24 protein-coding genes are annotated in these 26364 nt (G+C 68.9%); 20 read left to right on the top strand and 4 right to left on the bottom strand.

The features are described from left to right. Nucleotides 1-3: 3 nt before the first annotated feature. Nucleotides 4-1281 (bottom strand): diaminopimelate decarboxylase, encoded by a 1278-nt coding sequence (gene lysA, locus PE066_RS08390; RefSeq protein WP_271236097.1) that lies wholly within the window; start codon nt 1279-1281, stop codon nt 4-6. Beyond that, the gene (gene lptM, locus PE066_RS08385) at nt 1278-1547 is read right to left on the bottom strand and encodes an LPS translocon maturation chaperone LptM (RefSeq protein ID WP_271236096.1); all 270 of its coding nucleotides are present in this window, start codon (nt 1545-1547) and stop codon (nt 1278-1280) included. Before lptM ends, lysA begins: the two co-directional genes overlap by 4 nt. A 12-nt stretch (nt 1548-1559) precedes the next feature. On the opposite strand from lptM, the gene cyaY reads away from it, so the two are divergent. Next, nucleotides 1560-1889, top strand: coding sequence for an iron donor protein CyaY (gene cyaY / locus PE066_RS08380; RefSeq protein ID WP_271236095.1), 330 nt, complete (start codon nt 1560-1562; stop codon nt 1887-1889). Nucleotides 1890-1899: 10 nt separating this feature from the next. Here the strand turns inward: cyaY and PE066_RS08375 are convergent, their stop codons facing one another. Further along, a complete protein-coding gene (locus PE066_RS08375; protein ID WP_271236094.1) occupies nt 1900-4380 on the bottom strand; it encodes a penicillin-binding protein 1A in 2481 nt (826 codons plus the stop codon). Nucleotides 4381-4649: 269 nt separating this feature from the next. On the opposite strand from PE066_RS08375, the gene PE066_RS08370 reads away from it, so the two are divergent. Genes PE066_RS08370 through PE066_RS08320 form a run of 11 tightly spaced genes read left to right on the top strand, consistent with a single transcriptional unit; the run spans nt 4650 to nt 15131 of the window. Beyond that, nucleotides 4650-5729 (top strand): pilus assembly protein PilM, encoded by a 1080-nt coding sequence (locus PE066_RS08370; RefSeq protein ID WP_271236093.1) that lies wholly within the window; start codon nt 4650-4652, stop codon nt 5727-5729. Continuing rightward, on the top strand, nt 5726-6346 hold the full coding sequence (locus PE066_RS08365; RefSeq protein WP_271236092.1) for a PilN domain-containing protein: 621 nt from the start codon (nt 5726-5728) through the stop codon (nt 6344-6346). The genes PE066_RS08370 and PE066_RS08365 overlap by 4 nt, the downstream gene beginning before the upstream one ends. Before the next feature lie 5 nt (nt 6347-6351). After that, nucleotides 6352-7023: a type 4a pilus biogenesis protein PilO gene (locus PE066_RS08360; RefSeq protein WP_271236091.1), complete on the top strand. Its 672-nt coding sequence runs from the start codon at nt 6352-6354 to the stop codon at nt 7021-7023. After that, complete coding sequence (locus PE066_RS08355; protein WP_271236090.1) at nt 7020-7562, top strand: pilus assembly protein PilP; 543 nt, start codon at nt 7020-7022, stop codon at nt 7560-7562. Before PE066_RS08360 ends, PE066_RS08355 begins: the two co-directional genes overlap by 4 nt. Next, nucleotides 7559-9658, top strand: a complete 2100-nt coding sequence (gene pilQ / locus PE066_RS08350) for a type IV pilus secretin PilQ (RefSeq protein ID WP_271236089.1) — start codon at nt 7559-7561, stop codon at nt 9656-9658. The genes PE066_RS08355 and pilQ overlap by 4 nt, the downstream gene beginning before the upstream one ends. A 36-nt stretch (nt 9659-9694) precedes the next feature. Then, nucleotides 9695-10198: a shikimate kinase gene (locus tag PE066_RS08345; RefSeq protein ID WP_271236532.1), complete on the top strand. Its 504-nt coding sequence runs from the start codon at nt 9695-9697 to the stop codon at nt 10196-10198. A 30-nt stretch (nt 10199-10228) separates the two neighbouring features. Then, nucleotides 10229-11338, top strand: a complete 1110-nt coding sequence (aroB, locus tag PE066_RS08340) for a 3-dehydroquinate synthase (protein WP_271236088.1) — start codon at nt 10229-10231, stop codon at nt 11336-11338. Between the two features lie 34 nt (nt 11339-11372). Further along, nucleotides 11373-12500: a deoxyguanosinetriphosphate triphosphohydrolase gene (locus tag PE066_RS08335; RefSeq protein WP_271236087.1), complete on the top strand. Its 1128-nt coding sequence runs from the start codon at nt 11373-11375 to the stop codon at nt 12498-12500. Beyond that, complete coding sequence (locus tag PE066_RS08330; RefSeq protein ID WP_271236086.1) at nt 12497-13696, top strand: MFS transporter; 1200 nt, start codon at nt 12497-12499, stop codon at nt 13694-13696. The genes PE066_RS08335 and PE066_RS08330 overlap by 4 nt, the downstream gene beginning before the upstream one ends. A gap of 35 nt (nt 13697-13731) precedes the next feature. After that, nucleotides 13732-14289 carry a DUF1415 domain-containing protein gene (locus PE066_RS08325; RefSeq protein WP_271236085.1) on the top strand — a complete coding sequence of 186 codons (558 nt, stop codon included), beginning with the start codon at nt 13732-13734 and terminating at the stop codon, nt 14287-14289. Next, nucleotides 14286-15131, top strand: coding sequence for a class I SAM-dependent methyltransferase (locus tag PE066_RS08320; protein WP_271236084.1), 846 nt, complete (start codon nt 14286-14288; stop codon nt 15129-15131). The genes PE066_RS08325 and PE066_RS08320 overlap by 4 nt, the downstream gene beginning before the upstream one ends. Here PE066_RS08320 and PE066_RS08315 read toward each other — a convergent pair. Then, the gene (locus PE066_RS08315; RefSeq protein WP_271236083.1) at nt 15128-15310 is read right to left on the bottom strand and encodes a hypothetical protein; all 183 of its coding nucleotides are present in this window, start codon (nt 15308-15310) and stop codon (nt 15128-15130) included. The two genes, PE066_RS08320 and PE066_RS08315, sit on opposite strands and share 4 nt — an antisense overlap. 159 nt (nt 15311-15469) lie before the next feature. Between PE066_RS08315 and PE066_RS08310 the strand changes: the two genes are divergently transcribed. The 8 genes from PE066_RS08310 (at nt 15470) to PE066_RS08275 (ending at nt 26355) form a co-directional block, all read left to right on the top strand. Then, nucleotides 15470-16210, top strand: a complete 741-nt coding sequence (locus PE066_RS08310) for a transposase (protein ID WP_271236082.1) — start codon at nt 15470-15472, stop codon at nt 16208-16210. An 86-nt stretch (nt 16211-16296) separates the two neighbouring features. Further along, complete coding sequence (locus PE066_RS08305) at nt 16297-21024, top strand: glutamate synthase-related protein (protein ID WP_271236081.1); 4728 nt, start codon at nt 16297-16299, stop codon at nt 21022-21024. 112 nt (nt 21025-21136) lie between these two features. Continuing rightward, nucleotides 21137-22603, top strand: coding sequence for a glutamate synthase subunit beta (locus tag PE066_RS08300; protein WP_271236080.1), 1467 nt, complete (start codon nt 21137-21139; stop codon nt 22601-22603). Between the two features lie 96 nt (nt 22604-22699). Further along, nucleotides 22700-23518: an ABC transporter ATP-binding protein gene (locus tag PE066_RS08295; protein ID WP_271236079.1), complete on the top strand. Its 819-nt coding sequence runs from the start codon at nt 22700-22702 to the stop codon at nt 23516-23518. Then, nucleotides 23515-24297 (top strand): lipid asymmetry maintenance ABC transporter permease subunit MlaE, encoded by a 783-nt coding sequence (gene mlaE, locus PE066_RS08290; protein WP_271236078.1) that lies wholly within the window; start codon nt 23515-23517, stop codon nt 24295-24297. The genes PE066_RS08295 and mlaE overlap by 4 nt, the downstream gene beginning before the upstream one ends. Nucleotides 24298-24306: 9 nt before the next feature. After that, nucleotides 24307-24792: an outer membrane lipid asymmetry maintenance protein MlaD gene (gene mlaD / locus PE066_RS08285; protein ID WP_271236077.1), complete on the top strand. Its 486-nt coding sequence runs from the start codon at nt 24307-24309 to the stop codon at nt 24790-24792. A gap of 5 nt (nt 24793-24797) precedes the next feature. Further along, nucleotides 24798-25586: an MlaA family lipoprotein gene (locus PE066_RS08280; protein WP_271236076.1), complete on the top strand. Its 789-nt coding sequence runs from the start codon at nt 24798-24800 to the stop codon at nt 25584-25586. A gap of 115 nt (nt 25587-25701) precedes the next feature. Continuing rightward, nucleotides 25702-26355, top strand: a complete 654-nt coding sequence (locus PE066_RS08275; protein ID WP_271236075.1) for an MlaC/ttg2D family ABC transporter substrate-binding protein — start codon at nt 25702-25704, stop codon at nt 26353-26355. The last annotated feature ends 9 nt before the right edge of the window (nt 26356-26364 follow it).

The raw sequence follows: 26364 nt of genomic DNA, 5'->3' as shown, positions 1-26364 counted from the left end.
CCCTCAGCCCACCAGCCGTTCGCCGCGCATCAGGTCGGCCGGCTGCTCGCGCTCGCGGATCAGGTGGGCGTGGCCGCCGTCGACCAGCACCTCGGCCGGGCGCGGCCGGGTGTTGTAGTTGCTGGCCATGCTCATGCAATAGGCACCGGCCGACATCACCGCCAGCAGGTCGCCCGGCTGCACGGCCAGGTCGCGGTTGCGGCCCAGCCAGTCGCCGCTTTCGCACACCGGACCGACCACGTCGTAGCGGGCCTCGGCGGCGTCGCGCGGCGCCACCGGCAGGATCGCGTGATAGGCCTCGTACATGGCCGGGCGCGGCAGGTCGTTCATGGCCGCATCGACGATGCAGAAGTTCTTCTGCTCGCCCGGCTTGAGGTACAGCACCTCGGTCAGGCAGACGCCGGCATTGCCGACCAGCGAGCGGCCCGGCTCGATCATCAGCTCGCGGTCGCCATAGCCGCGCGCGTCCAGCTTGCGCAGCAGCTGCGCCCAGAGCTGGTCGGCCGCCGGCGGCTGCACGCCCTGGTAGTCGATGCCCAGCCCGCCGCCGAAGTCGATGTGCTGCAGGGGGATGCCGGCCGCCTCGATCGCGTCGACCAGGTCCAGCACGCGATCCATCGCGTCGAGGTAGGGGCTGCTGTCGGTGATCTGCGAGCCGATGTGGCAGTCGATGCCCACCACGCGCAGGCCCCGCAGGTCGGCCGCGCGCCGGTAGGCGGCCAGCGTGCGCTCGTGCGCGACGCCGAACTTGTTGCCCTTCAGGCCGGTGGAGATGTACGGATGCGTCTTCGGGTCCACGTTCGGGTTGACGCGGATGCTCACCGGCGCCGTGCAGCCGTGCGCGCCCGCGACTTCAGCCAGCACCTCCAGCTCGGACTCGCTCTCGACGTTGAAGCAGCCGATGCCGGCCTCCAGCGCGCGCGCCATCTCCACCCGCGTCTTGCCGACGCCGGAGAAGATGACGTCGGCCGCCTTGCCGCCGATGGCCAGCACGCGCTCGAGCTCGCCGCCCGAGACGATGTCGAAGCCGCAGCCGGCCTGCGCGAACACCTGCAGCACGCCGAGCGAGGAATTGGCCTTCATCGCGTAGCAGATCTTCGACTTGCGGCCGGCGAAGCCACGCTGGTAGGCCGCCAGTGCCGCCAGCATGGAGGCCTTGGAATAGACGAACAGCGGGGTGCCGTAACGGCGTGCCAGGTCCGCCACCGGCAGGTCCTCGGCGTGGAGCTGGCCCTGGCGCCAGGCGAAGAAGGGCTGGCCGGGGGTGGTGGTCGTGCTCATGGCTGGCGCACCGGCGCTGCGGTGCCGGTTCCGTAGCCGCCCGGCCGTGCTTGCGAGGCGCCCGGGGTGGGTGCCGGGGCCGGCGCCGTGGGCGGCCCGCCCGGGGTCAGCACCTGGGGTAGCGTGGCGCGGTTGGCGGCCGCGGGCTCGGTGGGCAGGTAGAGCGGCCCGCGCTGGCCGCAGCCCGCCAGCACCAGCGCGGCGCCGGCCACGCACAGCCATTGCGCGCGCGACGCGCTGCATAGAATTCGCTGCAGATTCGACATTGCCAAATTCTAATGACCGACCCCGAGTACATGAACCAGGCCGAGGCGCTGCTGCGGCAGGTGGAGAGCGACTGCGATCGCATCAACGACGAGACCGATGCGGACATCGACAGCCAGCGGGTCGGCGGCATGGTGACGCTCACCTTCCGCAGCGGCAGCCAGATCGTCGTCAACCTCCAAAAGCCCCTGCACGAGGTCTGGCTGGCGGCGCGCTCGGGCGGCTACCACTACCGCTTCGACGGCGTTCGCTGGATCGACACCAAGGGGCAGGGCGAGTTCTTCCAGGAGCTGGCGCGGCAGGCCAGCGAGCAGGCCGGCCTGCCGCTGCGCTTCGGCGCCTGACGCCTGCCGGCTAGTTGCGGAACAGGTCGAGGATGCTGCGCCGCTCCTCGGCCGCGCCGCGCTGCGGCGGCAGGCCGTCGGCGTTGAGCAGGCTCTTGTCGCCCGGCACCCAGGGCGTGCCTTGCCCCGAGCTGCCGCGCACGGGCGCATCGCCGCCGATCGGGGCGGGCTCGCCCGGCACGCCGCCCGGCAACCCCAGGCTGGCGACGCCGGCACCGCGCGCGTACTCTTCGTAGTACCACTCGCCGCCCACGTTCACCACGCCGGCCGGCGCCGTCGGCACGGCCTCGGGCACGCCCCTGAGTGCCGTCTCCATGAAGTGGATCCACACCGGCAGGCTGAGGCTGCCGCCGGTCTCGCGGTCGCCCAGCGGGCGCGGGTTGTCGTAGCCCATCCAAACCACCGCCACCACCGACGGATGGAAGCCGGCGAACCAGGTGTCGATCGAGTCGTTGGTGGTGCCGGTCTTGCCGTACAGGTCGGAGCGCTTGAGTTCGCGCTTGGCGCGCGCCGCGGTGCCGGAGCTGGCGATTTCCTGCAGCAGCCGGTCCATGATGAAGGCGTTGCGCGCATCGATGGCGCGCATGGCCTCCGTGGGCAGCGGCGGCTGCGTCTCCACCAGCACCTTGCCGCGGTGGTCGGTGACCTTGCTGATCAGCCAGGGGTTGACGCGGTAGCCGCCGTTGGCGAACACCGAGTAGCCCACCGCCATCTGCATCGGCGTGACCGAGCCGGCGCCCAGCGCCATGGTCAGGTAGGCCGGGTGCTTGTCGGCGTCGAAGCCGAAGCGGGTGATCCAGTCCTGCGCGTTTTGCGTTCCCACCGCCTGCAGGATGCGGATCGACACCATGTTCTTGGACCGGGCCAGCGCCGCGTGCAGCGGCATCGGGCCCTCGAACTTGCCGTCGTAGTTCTTCGGCTCCCACGGCTGGCCGCCGGTGACGCCGGCGTCGAAGAACAACGGCGCGTCGTTGACGATGGTGCTGGGCGTGAAGCCCTTCTCCAGCGCCGCCGAGTAGATGAAGGGCTTGAAGCCCGAGCCGGGCTGGCGCCAGGCCTGGGTGGCGTGGTTGAACTTGTTCTTGTTGAAGTCGAAGCCGCCGACCATCGCCTGGATGGCGCCATCCTTGGGGTTGAGGGCGACGAACGCGCCTTCGACCTCGGGCAGCTGGGTGATCTCCCAGCTGTTCTTCGGCGTCCGGGCGACCCGGATCACCGCGCCCGGACGGATCCTGATCTTGGGCGCTGCCTTGTCCGACAGGCCCGACTGCGCGGGCCGCAGCCCGTCGCCGGTGATCTCGAACGGGTCGCCGACGGCGCGCACCGCCACCACCTTCTTCGGCCCGGCTTCCAGCACCACCGCGGCCATCACGTCGCCGTTGTCGGGGTGGTCGGCCAGCACGTCGTCAATGGCTTCCTCCAGCTCCTTGGGGTCGCGCGGCAGGTCGATGAACTGCTCGGGGCCGCGGTAGTACTGGCGCCGCTCGTAATCCATGATGCCCTTGCGCAGCGCGCGATAGGCAGTCTCCTGTTGCGCGGACTTGATCGTGGTGAACACGTTCAGGCCGCGGGTGTAGGTCTCGGCGCCGTACTGCGCGAACACCAGTTGGCGCGCCGTCTCCGCCACCCAGGCGGCATAGGTGGCCGCCTCGGCGCCGCCGGTGCGCAGCTTCAGCTCCTGCCGCTGGGCCGCTTCGGCCTGGGCGGCGGTGATGAAGCCGTTCTCTTCCATCCGCTCGATGATGTAGAGCTGGCGCGCGCGGGCCCGCTTGGGGTTGCTGATCGGGTTGTTGGCCGAGGGTGCCTGCGGCAGGCCGGCGAGCATCGCGGCCTCGGCCACGGTCAGCTCCTTCATCGGCTTGCCGTAGTAGATCTCCGAGGCGGCCGCGAACCCGTAGGCGCGGTTGCCCAGGTAGATCTGGTTCATGTAGATCTCCAGGATCTGGTCCTTGCTCAGCAGGTGCTCCAGCTTGAAGGTCAGCAGCACTTCGTAGAGCTTGCGTGTGAAGGTCTTCTCGGACGAGAGGTAGACGTTGCGCGCCACCTGCATGGTGATGGTGGAGGCGCCCTGGCTCTTGGCCCGGCCGAGGTTGGCCAGCGCGGCGCGCAGCAGGCCGCGGTAATCGACCCCGCCGTGCGAATAGAAGCGGGCGTCCTCGATCGCCAGCACCGCGTTCTTCATCACCGCCGGGATCTCGGCGATCGGCGTCAGGTTGCGCCGCTCCTCGCCGAACTCGCCCAGCAGCACGCCGTCGGACGAATACACCCGCAGCGGCAGCTTCGGCCGGTAGTCGGACAGCTCGGAGATGTCGGGCAGGTTGGGGTAGGCCACGGCCAGCGCCACCGCCACGGCGATCACCAGCGACAGCACGCCGGCCGCCCCCAGGCCCAGCACCCAGAGCCCGAGTTGCAGGAATCGGCGATTCCAGGACGACGGGGTAGCGGCGCGGGATCGGGACGCGGGGCGTCGTTCAGTGGGCTCTTTGGGCATAGAGGGTCGGCTGGCGTGGGTCCGCGGAGTATAGGAAGGCGCTACGGAGCGTCTTGCCGGGCTGGACCGGGGCGCCCGGCGAACCCGCCCAAGGCGCGGAGCCGGGTTGCTGTCCGGTTGGGGATGAGGTCTCGTCCGCGTCGGTTTTTGACAACGCTCAGCTGTGGGCTGAGGGGAAAAATCCTTTGGGCGACAAGGATGTTACTGCTAGCATTGAAGTGGAATCTTAAGTTTTTTACGCCTTGAATAAGGTGTGTCAGGAGACTGAGTTGAGCGCTCTGGGATCTTTGTTCAGCCGGGGCCCGGCGCCGCTGCTGGGCCTGGACATCAGCTCATCGAGCGTCAAGCTGGTCGAGCTCGGTCGCGACAAGTCGGGCACGCTGGTGCTGGAGCGCTGCGCCATGGAGCCGCTCGAGCGCGGCTGGATCAGCGACGGCAATGTCGAGAAATTCGACGAGGTCGCCGACGCGATGCGCCGGCTGGTCAAGAAGAGCGGAACCCGGACCCGCAACGTGGCCATGGCCCTGCCACCCTCGGCCGTGATCACCAAGAAGATCATTCTGCCGGGCGGCATGAGCGAGCAGGAACTGGAAGTCCAGGTCGAGACGGAAGCCAACCAGTACATCCCCTTCTCGCTGGACGAAGTGAGCCTGGACTTCTGCGTGGTGGGGCCCAGCCCAACCTCGGCCGGCGACATCGAGGTGCTGATCGCCGCCTCGCGCAAGGAAAAGGTGCAGGACCGCCAGGGCCTGGCCGAGGCGGCCGGCCTCAAGCCGGTGATCATCGACGTCGAGTCCTATTCGTCCCGCCTGGCCGCCGGTCGCCTGATCCAGGGCCTGCCCAACGGCGGGCTGGACACGCTGGTGGCCCTGTTCGAAGTGGGGGCCTTCACCACCAGCATGCAGGTGATCCGCAACGACGAGGTCCTGTATGACCGCGACCAGGCATTCGGCGGCGCCCAGCTCACCCAGCTGATCGTGCGCCAGTACGGCTTCTCGCCCGAGGAGGCGGAGGCCAAGAAGCGCAGCGGCGACCTGCCCGACGACTACGAGACCGCGGTGCTGCGGCCGTTCGTGGACAGCATGGCGCAGGAGGTGGCGCGGGCGCTCCAATTCTTCTTCACCAGCACGCCGCACAACAAGATCGACCAGATCATGCTGGCCGGCGGCTCGGCGGCGCTGCCCGGTCTCAACGAAGCCGTCACCGCGCAGACCTCCTTCGCCTGCGCGCTGGCCAACCCGTTCGAAGGCATGCACATCGGCGAGGGCGTGCGCGAGAAGAAGATGCGACGCGAGGCGCCGTCGTACCTGACCTCCTGCGGCCTGGCCATGCGGAGGTTCCTGCAGTGATCCTGATCAACCTGTTGCCGCACCGCGAGGCGGCGCGCAAGCGCAAGCGCGAGGCCTTCTTCGCCTCGCTGGTGGTGGCCGGCCTGTTCGGCGGCCTGATCGCCGGGGCGGTCTTCGTCTGGTACCAGGCGCAGATCTCCGACCAGCAGGCCAAGAACATGGTCCTGCAGAACGAGATCAAGCGGCTCGAGGGCGAGATCAAGGAAATTTCCACCCTGCAGCAGGAAATCGCCGCCTTGCGCGCCCGGCAGCAGGCGGTGGAGGATCTGCAGGCCGACCGCAACATGCCGGTGCACCTGCTCAATGAGCTGGTGGGCCAGCTGCCCGACGGCGTGTTCATCAGCAGCGTCAAGCAGGCCGACCAGGTGGTCGCGATCTCCGGCGTGGCGCAGTCCAATGAACGCGTGTCCGAGTTGCTGCGCAACCTTGGCAACAACAGCCCCTACCTGACCAAGCCGGAGCTGGTCGAGATCGTCGCCGGCAACGTCGCACTGGGCCCCCGGGATCAGCGTCGCGTCGCCAACTTCAACATGCGCGTGCGCCTGCTGCGTTCGAGCGAAGTGCAGAAAGCGGCGGCTGCCGCCTCCGCCGCGTCGGCGCCCGCCACCAAGTCCTGACCCGCATGGCTACCGTCGCCGTCCCCAAGCTCGACCTGGCTGCCTTGCAGCAGAAGGTCACCGCCCAGTTCCGCGGACTCAACCCGAACGATCCCGCCACCTGGCCGGCGCTGCCGCGCCTGCTGGCCTGCCTGGCGCTGATGGCGCTGATCGTCGCGGCGCTGTGGTTCGCGTGGCTGTCCAGCGTCGATGAAGAGCTGCAAGCCGAACTGGCCCGCGAGACCACGCTCAAGGCCGACTACAGCAAGAAGCTGGCGCAGGCGATCAACCTGCAGGCGCTCAAGCAGCAGCGCGAGCAGGTGCAGCAGTACGTGACGCAGCTTGAAAAGCAGCTTCCAAGCAAGGCCGAGATGGACGCGCTGCTGTCCGACATCAACCAGGCCGGCCTGGGCCGCAGCCTGAGTTTCGAGCTGTTTCGCCCCGGCCAGGTGAACGTCAAGGAGTACTACGCCGAGTTGCCGATCGCCCTGCGGGTGACCGGTCGCTACCACGACGTGGGTGCGTTCGCCGCCGACATCGCCCATCTGTCGCGCATCGTGACCCTGAACAACATCGGCGTGACACCGGGGCGCGAAGGCACGCTGGTGATGGAGGCCACGGCCAAGACCTTCCGCTACCTCGACGCCGACGAGATCGACAAGCAGCGCAAGGCGGCACCCAAGGGAGGCAAGAAATGAACGCGCCGCGCAGTGTCATGTCGCTGGCCGCCGCGTTGCTGCTGGCCGCCTGCGGCTCGGCCGACCAGGGTGAGATCCAGCAGTGGATGGCCTCGCAGCGCGCGCAGACGCGCCCCAAGGTGCAGCCGATCCCGGAGCCCAAGAAGTTCAGCCCGCAGGCCTATACCCAGGCCAATGCCTTCGACCCGTTCAGCAACCAGAAACTGACCCAGGCGCTCAAGCGCGAGTCGGCCCAGACCACCGCCAGCACGGCGCTGCTGGCGCCCGAGCTGGCGCGCCGCAAGGAAGCGCTGGAAGGCTTCCCGCTGGACACCATGTCCATGGTCGGCAGCCTGTTCAAGCAGGGCCAGCCGGTGGCGCTGCTGAAGGTCGACAACCTGCTGTACCAAGTGCGCCCGGGCATGTACCTGGGCCAGAACTACGGAAAGATCGTCAAGGTCGGCGAAAGCGAGGTCGTGCTGCGCGAGATCGTGCAGGACGCCGCGGGCGAATGGATCGAGCGCACCGCGACGCTGCAACTGCAAGAGAGGTCGAAATGAAACAACAATCAATGGCGTGGCGGCTGCTTCTTGCTGGCGCGGGATGCCTGCTGGCATTGGCCAGCCTGTCCGCACGCGCGCAGAACGCGGTCGAGAACGTGACCAGCTCGGTCCAGGGTGGGGTGGAAGTCGTGCGCATCGATTTCGCGCAACCGCTGGCCGGGGTGCCCAACGGGTTCACCATCCAGTCGCCGGCGCGCATCGCGCTCGACGTGCCCGGCGCCACCAATGCCATGGGGCGCTCGTCGGTCGAGCTCAACCAGGGCAACCTGCGCTCGATCAACGTGGTCACTGCCGGTGACCGCACGCGCCTGGTGCTGAACCTGAAGGCGCCCACCAGCTACAAGGCGCAGGTGCAAGGCAAGTCGCTGCTGGTCTCGCTCGACCCGGTCGCGGTGGCCGCCAGCGGCCCGCCGGCCGCGCAGACGGCCTTCGCGGAAAGCCGCAACGCCGACACCCAGCCGATCAAGGATTTGGACTTCCGCCGCGGCCCGGACGCCGCCGGCCGCGTGATGGTCGAACTGCCCAGCAACCAGGTGGGGGTCGATATCAAGCAACAAGGCCAGCAACTGGTGGTCGAGTTCTTGAAGTCGTCGCTGCCCGAGGGGCTGCGCCGCCGCCTGGACGTGTCCGACTTCGGCACCCCGGTGCAGACCATCACCACCCACCAGGCCGGCGACCGCGTGCGCGTGATCATCGAACCCAAGGGGCAGTGGGAGCACAGCGCCTACCAGAGCGACACCCAGTTCGTGGTCGAGGTGCGCCAGCAGAAGGTCGATACCTCCAAGCTCAGCCAGGGGCCGGGCTACACGGGCGAGAAGCTGTCGCTGAACTTCCAGAACATCGAGGTGCGCGCACTGCTGCAGGTGATCGCGGACTTCACCAACTTCAACATCATCACTTCCGACTCGGTCGCCGGCGCCGTGACGCTGCGGCTGAAGGACGTGCCCTGGGACCAGGCCCTCGACATCATCCTGCAGGCCAAGGGCCTGGGCATGCGCAAGACCGGCAACGTGCTGTGGATCGCGCCCAAGGACGAGATCGCGGCCAAGGAGAAGCTCGAGCTCGAGTCGCAAGCCGCCATCCAGAACCTGGAGCCGCTGCGCACCCAGTCGTTCCAGCTGAACTACACCAAGGCGGCCGAGATCGCCACCCAGATCAGCTCGGGCACCGGCGCCGCCCGCATCCTGAGCACCCGCGGCAGCGTGATCGCCGAGCCGCGCACCAACCAGCTCTTCGTGACCGACATCCCGTCGCGCCTGGAGCAGGTGCAGAGCCTGATCACCAAGCTGGACATCGCGGTGCGCCAGGTGCTGATCGAGGCGCGCATCGTCGAGGCGTCTGACACCTTCGGCAAGTCGCTCGGTGCCCGCCTGGGCGGCCGTCCGTTCACCTTCAACGGCGGCCGCAACACCATGTTCGGCGCGACCTACATCGCCCCGAACGTACCACCGGGCACGCAGCCGCAGCTGGGCAGCAACATCGGCACCACCGCGGGCGACTTTGTCAGTTTGCCTTCGTCAGGCGTGGGCGGCTTCCCGGCGGCCAGTTTCGCGGTCTCGCTGTTCGAGTCCAACCTGACCCGCCTGCTGAACCTGGAGATCTCCGCGCTCGAGGCCGACGGCAAGGGCAAGCTGGTGTCCAGCCCGCGCATCGTCACGGCCGACCAGACCAAGGCGCTGATCGAGCAGGGCACCGAGTTCCCGTACCAGCAGGCCACGTCCAGCGGTGCCACCTCGGTCGCGTTCCGCCGCGCCACCCTGAAGCTGGAGGTGACGCCGCAGATCACACCCGAGGGCAACATCATCCTGGACCTGGACATCAGCAAGGACAGCCGCGGCGAGACCACGGCGGCCGGCATCGCCATCAACACCAAGCACATCCGCACCCAGGTGCTGGTGGAGAACGGCGGCACCGTGGTGATCGGCGGCATCTTCGAGCTGACCGAGCTGGACACAGAGACCAAGGTGCCGGTGCTGGGCGACATCCCGGTGGCGGGCAACTTGTTCAAGAACCGCCAGCGCAGTGCCAACAAGCAGGAGATGCTGGTCTTCATCACGCCCAAGATGGTGGCCGACCGCAGCGCGGCGCGCTGAGTCGGAAGCGAGGTGCGCAACCTGGTCCTGGTCGGCATGCCCGGCAGCGGCAAGTCGACCGTGGGTCGCAGCCTGGCGCGGCGGCTGCACCTGCCGTTCCATGATTCGGACCAGCTGATCGAGCAGCGCATCGGCTGCCCGATCCGCGAATTCTTCGCGCGTGAAGGGGAAGGCGCGTTCCGAGACCTAGAGCAGCAGGTCCTGGCCGAGCTGGCCGCGGGCGAGCCCTGCGTGCTGGCCACCGGCGGCGGCGCCGTGCTGCGCGATGCCAACCGCCAGACGCTGCGGGCCGCCGGCCATGTGATCTACCTGCGGGCCACCCCCGAGGAGTTGTGGCGCCGGCTGCGCCGGGATACCCAGCGGCCCCTGCTGCAGGTGGCCGACCCCCAGGACAAGCTGCGGCAGCTGCACGCCGAGCGCGACCCGCTGTACCGCGAGACGGCGCACTACATCATCGACACGGGCCGTCCGTCCGTGCCGACCCTGGTCAACATGATCCTGATGCAACTGGAGCTGGCCGGCATCCTGCCCGCAGGGTGACCCGGCGCGGGCCCTTACACTTGCCGGGCCATGTCTTCCGTCGTATCCGAGCCGACCGTCCTGCACGAAGTGGCGATCGAGCTGGGCGAGCGCCGTTATCCCATCCTCATCGGCTCCGGCCTGCTGGGCGCCGCCACCACCTGGCAGGGCGTGCCGCCTGCCGCCGCAGCCCTGATCGTCAGCAACGAGACCATCGCGCCGCTCTACCTGCAGCAGTTGGCCGGCGCCCTGCAGGGGCGCTTCCGCCAGGTGCACCAGGTCGTGCTGCCCGACGGCGAAGCCCACAAGGACTGGTCCACGCTCAACCGCATCTTCGACGCGCTGCTGGCGCACGGCTGCGACCGCAAGACCGTGCTGTTCGCGCTGGGCGGCGGGGTGGTCGGCGACATGACCGGCTTCGCCGCCGCCTGCTACATGCGAGGCGTTCCCTTCGTGCAGGTGCCCACCACGTTGCTGGCCCAGGTCGATTCCTCGGTGGGCGGCAAGACGGCGATCAACCATCCGCTGGGCAAGAACATGATCGGCGCCTTCCACCAGCCGGCGCGCGTGGTGTGCGACCTCGACACGCTGGCCACGCTGCCGGCGCGTGAGCTGAGCGCCGGGCTGGCGGAGGTGATCAAGTACGGCCCGATCGCCGACATGGACTTCCTCGCCTGGATCGAGGAGCACCTCGACGCCCTGCTGCGGCGCGACACCGCCGCGCTCGCGCACGCAGTGCGGCGCAGTTGCGAGATCAAGGCCGCGGTGGTCGGGCAGGACGAGCGCGAGTCCGGCCTGCGCGCCATCCTCAATTTCGGCCACACCTTCGGCCATGCCATCGAGGCCGGGCTGGGCTATGGCCAGTGGCTGCACGGCGAGGCGGTCGGCTGCGGCATGGTGATGGCGCTGCACCTGTCGCGCGGGCTCGGGCTGGTCGACGATGCGCTGGTGGAGCGCATCACGCGCCTGGTGCGCGCCGCCGGCTTGCCGGTGCAAGGGCCGCGCCTGGGCGCCGAGCGCTACCTGGAATTGATGCGGGTGGACAAGAAGGCCGAGGCCGGCGACATCCGCTTCGTCGTGATCGAGGCGCCCGGCCGCGCCGGCGTGCGCCCAGCGCCCGAGGCGCTGGTGCGCCAGGTGCTGGAACGCTGCACGGCCTGAGACCGGCGCGATGGCGACCGGTGGCGATTCCCGCATGACGGCACCCTACGCTTCGGACCCGAACCGCTCCCGCGGTCGCCGGTACCCGGAGCCGCCGGCCCCCACGCGCAGCGAGTTCCAGCGCGACCGCGACCGCATCGTGCACTCCACCGCCTTCCGGCGGCTGGTCTACAAGACCCAGGTCTTTCTCAACCACGAGGGCGACCTGTTCCGCACGCGCCTGACGCACTCGCTGGAAGTGGCGCAGCTCGGCCGCTCCATTGCCCGCCCACTGGGGCTGGACGAAGACCTGGTGGAGGCGATCGCGCTGGCGCACGACCTGGGCCACACGCCGTTCGGCCATGCCGGCCAGGATGCGCTGAACGAGTGCATGCAGGCGCATGGCGGCTTCGAGCACAACCTGCAAAGCCTGCGGGTGGTCGATCGGCTGGAAGAGCGCTACCCCGAGTACGACGGGCTGAATCTCAGCTTCGAGACGCGCGAGGGCATCCTCAAGCACTGTTCGCGCGCCAATGCGCAGCGGCTGGAGGCCGCCGAGCCGGGCGGGGTGGGCCGGCGTTTCCTCGATCGCACCCAGCCCAGCCTGGAGGCACAGCTGTGCAACCTGGCCGACGAGATCGCCTACAACGCGCACGACATCGACGATGGCGTCCGATCCGGCCTGCTGGCGATGGAGCAGCTCGACGCCGTCGAGCTGTTCGCGCGCTTTCGCGCCGAGGCGCTGGCCCGCCACCCGCACCTGCACGGCCGGCGGCTGCTGTACGAATCGATCCGGCGCATGCTCAGCGCGCAGGTCTACGACGTGATCGACGCCACCGCGCAGGCGCTCGCCGACCATGCGATCGACAGCGCCGACGCGGCGCGCCGGGCCGCGCCGATGCTGCGCTTCAGCGCACCCATGCAGGCGCAATCGGCCGAGCTCAAGCAGTTCTTGCTGCGCAACCTGTACCGTCATCCGCAGGTGATGGAGACCATGGACGGTGCGCGCCGGGTCGTGCGCGAGCTGTTCGACGCCTATGTGGCCGATCCGACGCAGATGGGCGGCGGCTTCGACGAGCGGCCCGATCGCGAGCGCGCCGTGGCCGACTACATCGCCGGCATGACCGATCGCTTCGCGGCGCGGGAACACGAGCGGCTGACCGGCCGCCGACTGCTGCCGTGAGTGCCCCCCACGCCGGGCGGGCCTGGCTGGTGGTGCTGGGCGGCGTCGCTGCCGCCGTGCACGTGGGCAAGCTGCCGCCGGCCATTCCGGTGTTGCGCGACGCGCTCGGCCTGACGCTGGTCGAGGCCGGCTTCCTGCTGTCGCTGGTGCAATTCGCCGGCATGACCCTGGGCTTGCTGGCCGGCCTGGCGGCCGACAGCCTGGGCCTCAAGCGCACCATGGTGGCTGGCCTGTGGATCGTCGGCGGCGCCAGCGTGGTGGGCGGCTGGGCCGACGGGGCGGCCGGGTTGCTGGTGCTGCGCGGCATTGAAGGCTTCGGTTTCCTGCTGGCCTCGATGCCGGCGCCGGGACTGATTCGCCGATTGGTGCCGCCCGATCGCATGAGCACGATGCTGGGCGTCTGGGGCGCCTACATGCCGTTCGCCACCGCGCTGGCGCTGCTGTGTGGGCCGGCCTGGATGGCGTGGACCGGCTGGCCGGGCTGGTGGTGGCTGCTGGGCGGCTTCTCGCTGCTGATGGCGGCGTGGCTGGGGCAGGCGCTGCCGCCCGATCCGGTGCAGTCACCGACGGCCGCGCACGACTGGGTCGGACGCATCGGGCAGACGCTGGCGGCGCGCGGCCCCTGGCTGGTCGCGGCCGCATTCGGCGTCTATTCGGCCCAATGGCTGTCGGTGATCGGCTTCCTGCCTTCGATCTACCTGGCCGCCGGCATTGCACCGGCCAGCGCGGCGGCGGGCACGGCGCTGGCGGCGGCCGTGAACATGGTGGGCAACCTGGCGTCCGGGCGCCTGCTGCAGCGCGGGTTCACGGCGCGGCGCCTGATGTCGATCGGGTTCCTCACGATGGGATTCGCCAGTGTGATCGCGTTCTCGCCGCTGCTGGGGCCGCCGGAATCCGGCGCGCTGCTGCGCTACCTGGCGGTGCTCGCGTTCTCGGCCGTCGGCGGCATGATCCCCGGCACGCTGTTCTCGCTGGCGGTGCGGCTGGCGCCGAGCGAGCGCACGGTATCGACCACCGTCGGCTGGATGCAGCAGTGGTCGTCGCTGGGCCAGTTCCTCGGGCCGCCGCTGGTGGCCTGGGTGGCCGCGCGCAGCGGCGGCTGGCAATGGAGCTGGCTGGTCACCGGCGGCTGTGCGCTGGGCGGACTGATGCTGGCCGGCTGGACTTCGCGCCTTCCCCAGGTGCGCGGCCACTAGGGGCTTGGGGCCGCCCCTAGAATCGCGTCCCTCCCATGACGACCGCACTTCCAACCGCCCCGGTGATCGAGGACACGCGCCTTTGGCTGGAGCGCGCGGTGATCGGCCTGAACCTGTGCCCCTTTGCGAAGGCGGTCCATGCCCGGCGGCAGGTGCATTTCGCGGTGAGTTCCGGCGACGATTTCGCGCCGGTGCTCACCGAGCTGGAAGCGCAGGCCGATGCGCTGCTCGCCCTGCCCGCCGGGGAGCGCGATACGACGCTGCTCATGGTGCCGCAGGGGTTCGAGGACTTCCTGTTGTTCAACGAACTGGTGCGGGCCGGCGAGCGGCTGCTGGCACGAAGGGGCCTGGAAGGCGTGCTGCAGCTGGCCAGCTTCCATCCGCGCTTCGTGTTCGCCGGCGCGGGCGAGGACGACATCGCCAACTGCAGCAACCGCTCACCCTGGCCGACCCTGCACCTGCTGCGCGAGGCCAGCATCGACCGGGCGGTGGCCGCCTTCCCGCAGGCCGAGGCGATCTACGAGGCGAACATTCGCACGCTGGAGCGGCTCGGTCCGCGGGGCTGGCTGGCGCTGGGGGTGGGGCGCTCATGACGGCGGAGGCACGCGAGCCCGAGATCCGGCCGGGGCAGTCGACCGAGCTGCTCAAGGAACTGCACATCCTCACGCGGGACGGCAAGCTCAACCAGGATTCGCGGCGCAAGCTCAAGCAGGTGCACCACCTGCACCAGTTCATCGAGCCGTTGCTGGCGCAACTGCCGGCCTCCGAGGCCGGCCCCACCATCGCCGACCATGGCGCCGGAAAGTCGTACCTCGGCTTCATCCTCTACGACCTGTCGCTCAAGCCGATGGGCAAGGGCAGGGTGTTCGGCATCGAAACGCGGCCCGAGCTGGTGGCGCGGTCGCGCGAACTGGCGGCGCGCCTGGGGTTCGACCGCATGGCGTTCCTGAACATCAGCGCCGCGGAGGCCGCCGGCGAACAGACGCTGCCCGAGCGCATCGACCTGGTCACGGCCCTGCATGCCTGCGACACCGCGACCGACGACGCCATCGCCTTCGGCTTGCGCAAGCAGGCGCAGGCCATGGTGCTGGTGCCGTGCTGCCAGGCCGAGGTGGCGGCGCGGCTGCGCCGCAACAAGGCGCTGTCCCTGGCGCGAACCCCGCTGGCCGAGCTATGGCGGCACCCGCTGCACACCCGCGAAATGGGCAGCCAGTTGACCAACGTGCTGCGCTGCCTGTACCTGGAAGCCCGTGGCTACCAGGTGACGGTGACCGAGCTGGTCGGCTGGGAGCACAGCCTGAAGAACGAACTGATCCTGGCGCGCTACACCGGCCAGAAGAAGCGCAGCGCCGCCGAGCGCCTGCGCGCCATCCTGTCCGAGTTCGGCCTCGAAGGCCTCGAGGCCGAACGCTTCCCGGCCCTGCAGGCGCCCTAGTACGGACCGCGCCGGCGCGGCCTGGAGCGGGAGCGCGCCAAACCGACCACCACCCCGATCGCCAGCAGCACCAGCGCGGCGATGGTGATGTAGAGCTGCGCCACCCCCACCACCACGGCCGCCCAGACCACGATGGCCATGAACAGCAGGAACCCGATCATGTAAACAGCAAACGGCATCGGTACCTCCGGCCAACTGGCATTTTTCGCCGAAACCGCCTGCCTGGCTGTCAGCCCAGCCCTCACGCCGCCGTCAGCCAGTTAATTGGGGTCAGATTCGAATTTCTGCGGGACCGGGTCAGGATAATTGGGGTCAGATTCCAATTCCTCTGAGTTGCCATGGCCCGACTTCCCCGGCTGACCCTCCCTGGCTATCCGCACCACCTGATCCAGCGCGGCAACAACCGCCAGCCGATCTTCGGCAGCGATGCCGACTACCGCCTGCTGCTCGAGTTGCTGGAGCAGTACGCGCGCGACTGCAAGGTGGCGATCCACAGCTATGTACTGATGGGCAATCACTTCCACCTGCTGGCCACGCCCGAGACCGAGAAGGGCCTGCCGGACATGATGCAGGCAATCGGCCGCCGCTACGTGCGCTACTTCAACAGCCGACACGGCCGCAGCGGAACGTTGTGGGAAGGGCGTTACCGCTCCACGCTGGTACAGGCCGAGCGCTACCTGCTCGCCTGCATGGTCTATATCGATCTCAACCCGGTGCGCGCAGGGATGGTGTCGGAGCCGGCTCAGCATCCCTGGTCGAGCTTCAGGCACTACGCCGGGATCGAGCCCGACCGGCTGGTCACCCCCCATCCGATCTTCTGGGAGCTCGGCAACACACCGTTCGCCCGGGAACAGGCCTACGCTGACCTGATCGCGGCCGGGCTCAACCGGGATGTCCAGCAGTCGCTGGCCGACGCGACCCACCGTGGCTGGGCACTAGGTGACGCGACATACCTCGCCGAGCTGCAGCGGCGTAGCCAACGCCGCGCTGTGCCCCTGGCCGCGGGCCGTCCGCGGCGTGTAAAGAATCTCCCTGATCTGTCCCCAATTAAGCCAACACCCTCGGAGCCGCAAAAATAATTCGTATCTGACCCCAATTATTTTTCTTGGCGGCGGTGCTGCGCCGCACTATGCTCGCAAACCCTGAGCGAACTGGAGGGCGAGCCATGGCGACGGCGGCCGAGATTTCCCATCTGCAAGAGCACGGCCTGTATGCGGCCGGGCAAGAGCACGACGCCTGCGGCGTCGGCTTCGTGGCCCACATCAAGGGCGAGAAGAGCCACGCCATCGTCACCCAGGGCTTGAAGATCCTGGAGAACCTGGACCACCGCGGCGCGGTGGGCGCCGACAAGCTGATGGGCGACGGCGCCGGTGTGCTGATCCAGCTGCCGGACGCGCTGTACCGGGAAGAGATGGCCAAGCAGGGCGTGGAGCTGCCGCCGCCCGGCGAATACGGGGTCGGCATGGTCTTCCTGCCCAAGGAGCACGCCTCGCGCCTGGCCTGCGAGCAGGAACTGGAGCGCGCGATCAAGGCCGAGGGGCAGGTCCTGCTGGGCTGGCGCGACGTGCCGGTGGACCGCGACATGCCGATGTCGCCGGCGGTCAAGCAGAAGGAGCCGATCCTGCGCCAGGTCTTCATCGGCCGCGGCACGGACGTGATCGTGCAGGACGCGCTGGAGCGCAAGCTGTACGTGATCCGCAAGACCGCCAGCGCCGCCATCCAGAGCCTGCGCCTGAAGCACTCCAAGGAGTACTACGTCCCGTCGATGTCCAGCCGCACGGTGGTCTACAAGGGCCTGCTGCTGGCCGGCCAGGTGGGCACCTACTACCTGGATCTGAACGACGCGCGCTGCGTCTCCGCGCTCGCCCTGGTGCACCAGCGCTTTTCCACCAATACTTTCCCCGAGTGGCCGCTGGCCCACCCGTACCGCTACGTCGCCCACAACGGCGAGATCAACACGGTCAAGGGCAACTACAACTGGATGCGGGCCCGCGAGGGCGTGATGACCTCGCCGGTGCTGGGCGCCGACCTGAAGAAGCTGTATCCGATCAGCTTCCCCAGCCAGTCGGACACCGCCACCTTCGACAACTGCCTGGAACTGCTCACCATGGCCGGCTACCCGCTGGCCCAGGCGGTGATGATGATGATCCCCGAGCCGTGGGAGCAGCACACGCTGATGGACGAGCGCCGCAAGGCCTTCTACGAATACCACGCCGCCATGCTGGAGCCCTGGGACGGCCCGGCCTCGATCGTCTTCACCGACGGCCGCCAGATCGGCGCCACGCTCGACCGCAACGGCCTGCGCCCTTCGCGCTACTGCGTCACCGACGACGACCTGGTGATCATGGCCTCCGAGTCCGGCGTGCTGCCCGTGCCCGAGAACCGCATCGTGCGCAAGTGGCGCCTGCAGCCGGGCAAGATGTTCCTGATCGACCTGGAGCAGGGCCGGCTGATCGACGACGAGGAGCTCAAGGCCAGCCTGGCCAACGGCAAGCCGTACAAGCAGTGGATCGAGAACCTGCGCATCAAGCTCGACGACGTCGAGCCCAATGCGATCGACATCCCGGTGTCCGAGCCGGCCAGCCTGCTGGATCGCCAGCAGGCGTTCGGCTACACGCAGGAGGACATCAAGTTCCTGATGGCCCCGATGGCCGTGGCCGGCGAAGAGGGCATCGGCTCGATGGGCAACGACAGCCCGCTGGCCGTGCTGTCGGGCAAGGACAAGCCGCTGTACAACTACTTCAAGCAGCTGTTCGCCCAGGTGACCAACCCGCCGATCGACCCGATCCGCGAGGCGATCGTGATGTCGCTGGTCTCCTTCATCGGCCCCAAGCCCAACCTGCTGGACATCAACCAGGTCAACCCGCCGATGCGGCTGGAAGTGGGCCAGCCGATCCTGGACTTCCAGGACATGGGCAAGCTGCGCGGGATCGACGCGCGCACCCACGGCAAGTTCCGCAGCTACACCCTGGACATCACCTACCCGCTGGCCTGGGGCAAGGAGGGGGTCGAGGCCAAGCTGGCGTCGCTCAATGCGGAGGCGGTCGACGCCATCCGCGGCGGCAAGAACATCCTGATCATCAGCGACCGCGGCGTCGGCCCGGCGCAGGTCGCCATCCCGGCGCTGCTGGCGCTGTCGTCGATCCACCAGCACCTGGTGCGCGAGGGCCTGCGCACCACGGCCGGCCTGGTGGTGGAGACCGGCACTGCCCGCGAGGTGCACCACTTCGCGGTGCTGGCCGGCTACGGCGCCGAGGCCGTGCACCCGTACCTGGCGATGGAGACGCTGGTTTCCATCCACAAGGACCTGCCCGGCGAGCTGTCGGCCGACCGCGCCATCTACAACTACGTCAAGGCGATCGGCAAGGGCCTGTCCAAGATCATGTCCAAGATGGGCGTGAGCACGTACATGAGCTACTGCGGCGCCCAGCTGTTCGAGGCCATCGGCCTGAATGGCGACACGGTCGAGAAGTACTTCACCGGCACCGCCAGCCGGGTCGAGGGCATCGGCGTGTTCGAGATCGCCGAGGAGGCGATCCGGATGCACAAGGCTGCCTTCGGCGACGACCCGGTGCTGGCCCACATGCTGGACGCCGGCGGCGAGTACGCCTGGCGCACCCGCGGCGAGGAGCACATGTGGACCCCCGACGCCATCGCCAAGCTGCAGCATGCGTCACGCGCCAACAACTGGAGCACCTACAAGGAATACGCCCAGCTGGTCAACGACCAGAGCCGCCGCCACATGACGCTGCGCGGCTTGTTCGAGTTCAAGGTCGATCCGGCCAAGGCGATCCCGGTCGACGAGGTCGAGCCCGCCCGGGAGATCGTCAAGCGCTTCGCCACCGGCGCCATGTCGCTCGGATCGATCTCCACCGAGGCGCACGCCACGCTGGCGATTGCCATGAACCGCATCGGCGGCAAGAGCAACACCGGCGAGGGCGGCGAGGACCCGGCACGCTACCGGCAGGAGCTCAAGGGCATTCCGATCCGGCAGGGCCAGACGCTGGCCGAGATCGTCGGCCCGGACGTGGTCGAGATCGACCTGCCGCTGGCCGAAGGCGACTCGCTGCGCTCGCGCATCAAGCAGGTGGCCTCGGGCCGCTTCGGCGTCACCGCGGAATACCTGGCCTCGGCCGACCAGATCCAGATCAAGATGGCGCAGGGCGCCAAGCCGGGCGAGGGCGGCCAGCTGCCGGGCGGCAAGGTCTCCAAGTACATCGGCAAGCTGCGCTACTCGGTGCCAGGCGTCGGCCTGATCTCGCCGCCGCCGCACCATGACATCTATTCGATCGAGGACTTGGCGCAGCTGATCCACGACCTGAAGAACGTGGCGCCGCACGCCGACATCAGCGTCAAGCTGGTGTCCGAAGTGGGCGTCGGCACGATTGCCGCCGGCGTGGCCAAGTGCAAGGCCGACCACGTGGTGATCGCCGGCCACGACGGCGGCACCGGCGCCTCGCCGTGGTCGTCGATCAAGCACGCCGGCTCGCCCTGGGAGATCGGCCTGGCCGAGACCCAGCAGACGCTGGTGCTCAACCGGCTGCGGGGCCGCATCCGGGTCCAGGCCGACGGCCAGATGAAGACCGGCCGCGACGTCGCCATCGGCGCGCTGCTCGGGGCCGACGAATTCGGCTTCGCCACTGCGCCACTGGTGGTGGAGGGCTGCATCATGATGCGCAAGTGCCACCTGAACACCTGCCCGGTGGGCGTGGCCACGCAGGACCCGGTGCTGCGCAGGAAGTTCGCCGGCAAGCCCGAGCACGTCGTCAACTACTTCTTCTTCGTCGCCGAGGAAGTGCGCCAGATCATGGCGCAGCTGGGCATCCGCAAGTTCGACGAACTGATCGGCCGCGCCGACCTGCTGGACATGCGCAAGGGCATCGGGCACTGGAAGGCGCGCGGTCTGGACTTCAGCCGGCTGTTCGCCCAGCCGCAGGTGCCGGCGCAAGTGGCGCGCTACCAGGTCGAGGAGCAGGACCATGGCCTGCACAAGAGCCTGGACCGCATCCTCATCGAGCGCTGCAAGCCGGCCCTCGAGCGCGGCGAGAAGGTGCAGTTCATCGAGGTGGCGCGCAACGTCAACCGTTCGGTCGGCGCCATGCTGTCGGGTGCGCTGACCCAGGTGCATCCCGAGGGGCTGCCGGACGACACCATCCGCATCCAGCTCGAAGGCACGGGCGGCCAGTCGTTCGGCGCCTTCCTGGCGCGCGGCATCACCCTGTACCTGATCGGCGACGCCAACGACTACACCGGCAAGGGCCTGTCGGGCGGCCGCATCGTGGTGCGCCCCAGCATCGACTTCCGCGGCGACGCCACCCGCAACATCATCATCGGCAACACCGCGCTGTACGGCGCCACCACCGGCGAGGCCTACTTCTCCGGGGTGGCCGGCGAGCGCTTCGCGGTGCGCCTGTCGGGCGCGACCGCGGTGGTCGAGGGCACCGGCGACCATGGCTGCGAGTACATGACCGGCGGCACGGTCGTGGTGCTGGGCCGCACCGGACGCAATTTCGCGGCCGGCATGTCCGGCGGCATCGCCTACGTCTACGACGAGGACGGCCAGTTCGCCAGCCGCTGCAACACCGCGATGGTGTCGCTGGAACCGGTGGGCAGCGGCGCGGAGCAGAAGGCCGTCGGCCGCGGCAAGCTGCACCGCGACCAGACCGACGAAGCCTTGCTCAAGAAGCTGCTGGAGGATCACAACCGCTGGACCGGCAGCAAGCGGGCGCGCGAGCTGCTGGACAACTGGTCGGCCGCGCGGCAGAAGTTCGTCAAGGTGTTCCCCAACGAATACAAGCGGGCGCTGGCCGAGATGCACGAACGCGAGGTCGAGGAAGCCAGCACCGGCAACAACGCGCACGTGGCGATCCACGAGCCGGCGCCGGCGAAATGAACCACTTCCGAAGCGTCTTCGGCGCCTCCCCCTCGAGGGGGCGCCACCAGCGGCCCGGCAAAGCCGGTTCCGCGGTGGCCCGCGAACAAGACATCTGAATCGAAGGACGGCCATGGGAAAAGTTACGGGCTTCATGGAATACGAGCGCATCGAGGAGGGCTACCGGCCGGTGTCCGAGCGCGTCAAGCACCACCGGGAATTCATCATCGGCCTGGACGACGCGCAGGCGAAGGTGCAGGGGGCGCGCTGCATGGACTGCGGCACGCCGTTCTGCAATTCGGGCTGTCCGGTCAACAACATCATTCCGGACTTCAACGACCTGGTGTACAGGCAGGACTGGGCCGGCGCCTTCGCGGTGCTGGACTCCACCAACAACTTCCCCGAGTTCACCGGCCGCATCTGCCCGGCCCCCTGCGAGGCGGCCTGCACGCTGAACGTGAACGACGAGCCGGTGGGCATCAAGTCGATCGAGCACGCGATCATCGACCGCGCCTGGGACAACGGCTGGGTCCGGCCGCGCGTGGCGCGCGTGAAGACCGGCAAGAAGGTGGCCGTGGTTGGCTCCGGCCCGGCCGGCATGGCCGCCGCGCAGCAACTGGCGCGCGCCGGCCACGACGTGACCCTGTTCGAGAAGAACGACCGCATCGGCGGGCTGCTGCGCTACGGCATTCCCGACTTCAAGATGGAGAAGCACCACATCGACCGCCGCGTCGAGCAGATGGCGGCCGAAGGGGTCACGTTCCGCACGGGCGTGATGGTGGGTCAGCTGCCGCAGGGCTCCCGGGTCACCAACTGGGCCAGGCAGACGGTGTCGCCCGAGCAGTTGCAGCAGGAATTCGACGCCGTGCTGCTGGCCGGCGGCGCCGAGCAGTCGCGCGACCTGCCGGTGCCCGGCCGCGACCTCGACGGCATCCACTTCGCCATGGAGTTCCTGCCGCAGCAGAACAAGGTCAACGCCGGCGACAAGGTCAAGGGCCAGATCCGCGCCGACCGCAAGCACGTGATCGTCATCGGCGGCGGCGACACCGGCAGCGACTGCGTGGGCACCAGCAACCGCCATGGCGCCGCCAGCGTGGTGCAGTTCGAGCTGATGCCGCAGCCGCCCGAGCACGAGAACAAGGAGTTGACCTGGCCTTATTGGCCCTACAAGCTGCGCACCAGTTCCAGCCACGAGGAGGGCTGCGAGCGCGAGTTCGCCATCGCCACCAAGGCTTTCGTCGGCGAGAAGGGCAAGGTCACCGGTTTGAAGACCGTCCGGGTGGAATGGAAGGACGGCAAGATGGCCGAGGTGCCGGGCACCGAGCAGACGCTCAAGGCCGACCTGGTGCTGCTGGCCATGGGCTTCACCGGCCCGGTCGGCAGCGTGCTGGACGCCTTCGGCGTGGACAAGGATGCGCGCGGCAACGCGCGAGCGAGCACCGACTTCAGCGGCGGCTACGCCACCAGCGTGCCCGGGGTGTTCGCCGCCGGCGACATCCGGCGCGGCCAATCGCTGGTGGTCTGGGCGATCCGCGAGGGCCGGCAGGCGGCACGCGCGGTCGATGAGTTCCTGATGGGATTTTCCGACCTGCCCCGCTGAAGCCCGCCGGCCGAAGCCGCGGGCCCGTGGGAGGGGCGCCGCTATCATCGGTTCTTCGCCACCAGCAGCCGGGCGCGTCCCGGCTTCTTCATTTTCATGATCGATTCGGATGACAGCGCCATCGTCCAGTGCCGCGAGCTCAGCTTCGGCTATGGCGAGCGCCGCATCCTCGACGGCCTGAGCTTCACGGTCCCGCGCGGCAAGGTCACCGCCATGATGGGGGCGTCCGGCGGCGGCAAGACCACCGTGCTGCGCCTGATCGGCGGCCAGATGCGGGCCCAGTCCGGCAGCCTGCGCTTCGACGGCCAGGAGGTCGGCGGCCTGGACCGCGACGGCCTCTACGCGATCCGCCGGCGCATGGGCATGCTGTTCCAGTTCGGCGCGCTGTTCACCGACATGTCGGTGTTCGACAATGTCGCCTTTCCGCTGCGCGAGCACACCGGCCTGCCCGAGTCCCTGGTGCGCGACATCGTGCTCATGAAGCTCAATGCCGTGGGCCTGCGCGGCGCGCGCGACCTGATGCCGGCCAACCTGTCGGGCGGCATGGCGCGCCGCATCGCGCTGGCCCGCGCGATCGCGCTCGATCCGGAGTTGGTGATGTACGACGAGCCCTTCGCCGGGCTGGACCCGATCTCGCTGGGCACGGCGGCGCAGTTGATCCGGCGCCTGAACGACACGCTGGGCATCACCAGCATCGTGGTGTCGCATGACCTGGACGAGACCTTCCGCATCGCCGACCAGGTGATCATCCTGGCCAACGGCCGCGTGGCCGCCCAGGGCACGCCGGCCGAGGTGCGCGCCTCGAAGGACCCGCTGGTGGCGCAGTTCGTGCAGGCGCGGCCCGAAGGGCCCGTGCATTTCCACTACCCGGGGCCGACGGTGGCCCAGGATTTCGGCGAAGGAACCGCGTCATGAGCTGGTGGCGACCTGCCGACGTCGGGCGCGCCACCCGCGGCCTGCTGGCCGACCTGGGGCAAGGCACCCGCCTGTTCCTGCGCCTGCTCGCCCTGTCCGGGCCCGCGCTGCGGCGCTTCGGACTGGTGCGCGACCAGGTGCACTTCCTGGGCAACTACTCGCTGGCCATCATCACCGTATCGGGCCTGTTCGTCGGCTTCGTGCTGGGCCTGCAGGGCTACTACACGCTGCAGCGCTACGGCTCCTCGGAAGCGCTGGGCCTGCTGGTGGCGCTGTCGCTGGTGCGCGAGCTCGGCCCGGTGGTCACCGCGCTGCTGTTCGCCGGGCGCGCCGGCACCTCGCTGACGGCCGAGATCGGCCTGATGAAGGCCGGCGAGCAGTTGTCGGCCATGGAGATGATGGCGGTGGACCCGATTCGCCGCATCCTGGCGCCGCGCTTCCTGGGGGGCATCATCGCCATGCCACTGCTGGCGGCGGTGTTCAGCGCCGTGGGCGTCATCGGGGGCTACGTCGTCGGCGTGCTGCTGATCGGGGTCGACCCGGGCGCCTTCTGGAGCCAGATGCAGGGCGGCGTGGACGTCTGGGCCGACGTCGGCAACGGCGTCCTCAAGAGCGTCGTGTTCGGCATCACGGTCACCTTCATCGCGTTGCTGCAGGGCTTCGAGGCGCACCCCACGCCCGAGGGGGTGTCCCGCGCCACCACCCGCACCGTGGTGGCCGGCTCGCTGTCGGTGCTGGGCCTGGATTTCGTGCTCACCACAATGATGTTCAGTATTTGAGGAACGACCATGGAGAAATCCAAGAACGACGTCTGGGTGGGCCTGTTCGTGCTGCTGGGCGCGGCCGCCATCCTGTTCCTGGCCCTGCAGTCGGCCAACCTGCTGAGCCTGAGCTTCCAGTCCACCTACCCGGTGACCGCCAGGTTCGACAACATCGGCGGGCTCAAGCCGCAGGCCGCGGTCAAGAGCGCGGGCGTGGTGGTGGGCCGGGTCGATTCGATTAGCTTCGACGACAAGAACTTCCAGGCGCGGGTGACGCTGGCGCTGGAGACCCGCTACCACTTCCCCAAGGACAGCTCGCTGAAGATCCTCACCAGCGGCCTGCTGGGTGAGCAGTACATCGGCATCGAGGCCGGCATCGACGACAAGACATGGGCCGCCGGCGATACCATCTCCAGCACGCAGTCGGCCGTGGTGCTGGAAAACCTGATCGGGCAGTTCCTGTACAACAAGGCGGCCGAGGCGCAGCCGTCAGGGGGAAGCACGAAGAAATGAATTGCATGACGCTTTCGCCAGGGCGCCGGGTGGCGCTGGCGGGGGCGGTACTGGCCGCGTTGCTGGCGCTGCAGGGCTGCGCGACGGGCCCCCGCACCAGTCCGCACGACCCGTTCGAGCCGTTCAACCGCGAGGTCAGCAAGTTCAACGAGGGCGTGGACTCGGTGGTGCTCAAGCCCACCGCGACCTTCTACCGGGAGAACGTGCCGCCGCTGGTGCGCACCGGCGTGTCCAACTTCTTCGGCAACCTGGGCGACGCCTGGTCGGCGGTCAACAGCCTGTTGCAGCTGAAGTTCGGCGATGCGGCCGAGAACACCATGCGCTTCTCGGTCAATACCGTGTTCGGCCTGGGCGGGCTGCTGGACATCGCCAGCGATGCCAACATCGAACGCCACCGCGAGGACTTCGGCAAGACGCTCGGCCACTGGGGCGTTCCCGCCGGCCCCTACGTGGTGCTGCCGCTGCTCGGACCCTCGACCCTGCGCGACACGCTGGCGCTGCCGCTGGACTATCGCGGCGACCTGGTGCGCCAGTTCGAGGGCGCGGGCGAGCGCAATTCGCTGTACGTGCTGCGCGCGGTGGACGTCCGGTCCAACCTGCTGCGCGTGGGCGACGTGCTGGAAAGCGCGGCGCTGGACAAGTACAGCTTCACCCGCGATGCCTATCTGCAGCGGCGCCGCTCGCTGATCGAGGCGGGCCGCCCCGGCCGGGGTAACGCGGGCGACGACGACTACGAATACGAGGAAGAGGGTGGGGCGCCCCCTGCCAACCCGCCGGCTGCGCCCAGCCGCTAGAGTTGCAGGCTGTTTCATGTGAAGGCTGGGCGCCGGAACCCGCCTCTTGCGGCCGGGTTCCAACCCGAACCGCAGGGGGCCCCGGCGCCCTGCACCCAGGAAAGGAACCGGAAAGATGCAAAGACGTTCTCTCGGCCGCGCAGCGGCTGCGCTGGCCGCGGCGGGCCTGCTGGGCGGCTTCGCGCCGCTGGCGCGCGCCGCCGACGAGGCGCCCGATGCGCTGATCAAGCGGCTGTCGGACGAAACCCTGGCCGCCATCAAGTCCGACAAGTCGATTCAGGCGGGCGACGTCGACAAGGTCATGGCGCTGGTCGACAGCAAGATCATGCCGAACGTGAACTTCCAGCGCATGACCGCCTCGGCGGTCGGCCCGGCCTGGCGCCAGGCCACGCCCGAGCAGCGCCAGAAGCTGCAGGAGCAGTTCAAGACGCTGCTGGTGCGCACCTACTCGGGGGCCCTGTCCCAGGTGAACGACCAGACCATCACGGTCAAGCCGCTGCGTGCCGCACCTGAAGACCGCGAGGTGGTGGTGCGCAGCGAGGTGCGCGGCCGCGGCGACCCGATCCAGCTCGACTACCGGCTCGAGAAGACGCCTGGCCAGGGTGCCGGCTGGAAGATCTACAACCTGAACGTGCTGGGGGTGTGGCTGGTCGATACCTACCGCAGCCAGTTCGCCCAGGAGATCAGCGCCAACGGCATCGACGGCCTGATCGCCGCCTTGGCCGACCGCAACAAGGCCAACGCGGGCGGCGCGGCACGCAAGAGCTGAAACGAAAGT

Origin of the sequence: Ramlibacter tataouinensis (assembly GCF_027941915.1) — a bacterium.
Lineage (GTDB): Bacteria > Pseudomonadota > Gammaproteobacteria > Burkholderiales > Burkholderiaceae_C > Ramlibacter > Ramlibacter tataouinensis_C.
Note: the sequence above shows the minus strand (reverse complement) of the source record. Positions and strands in the feature narration are given on the sequence as shown.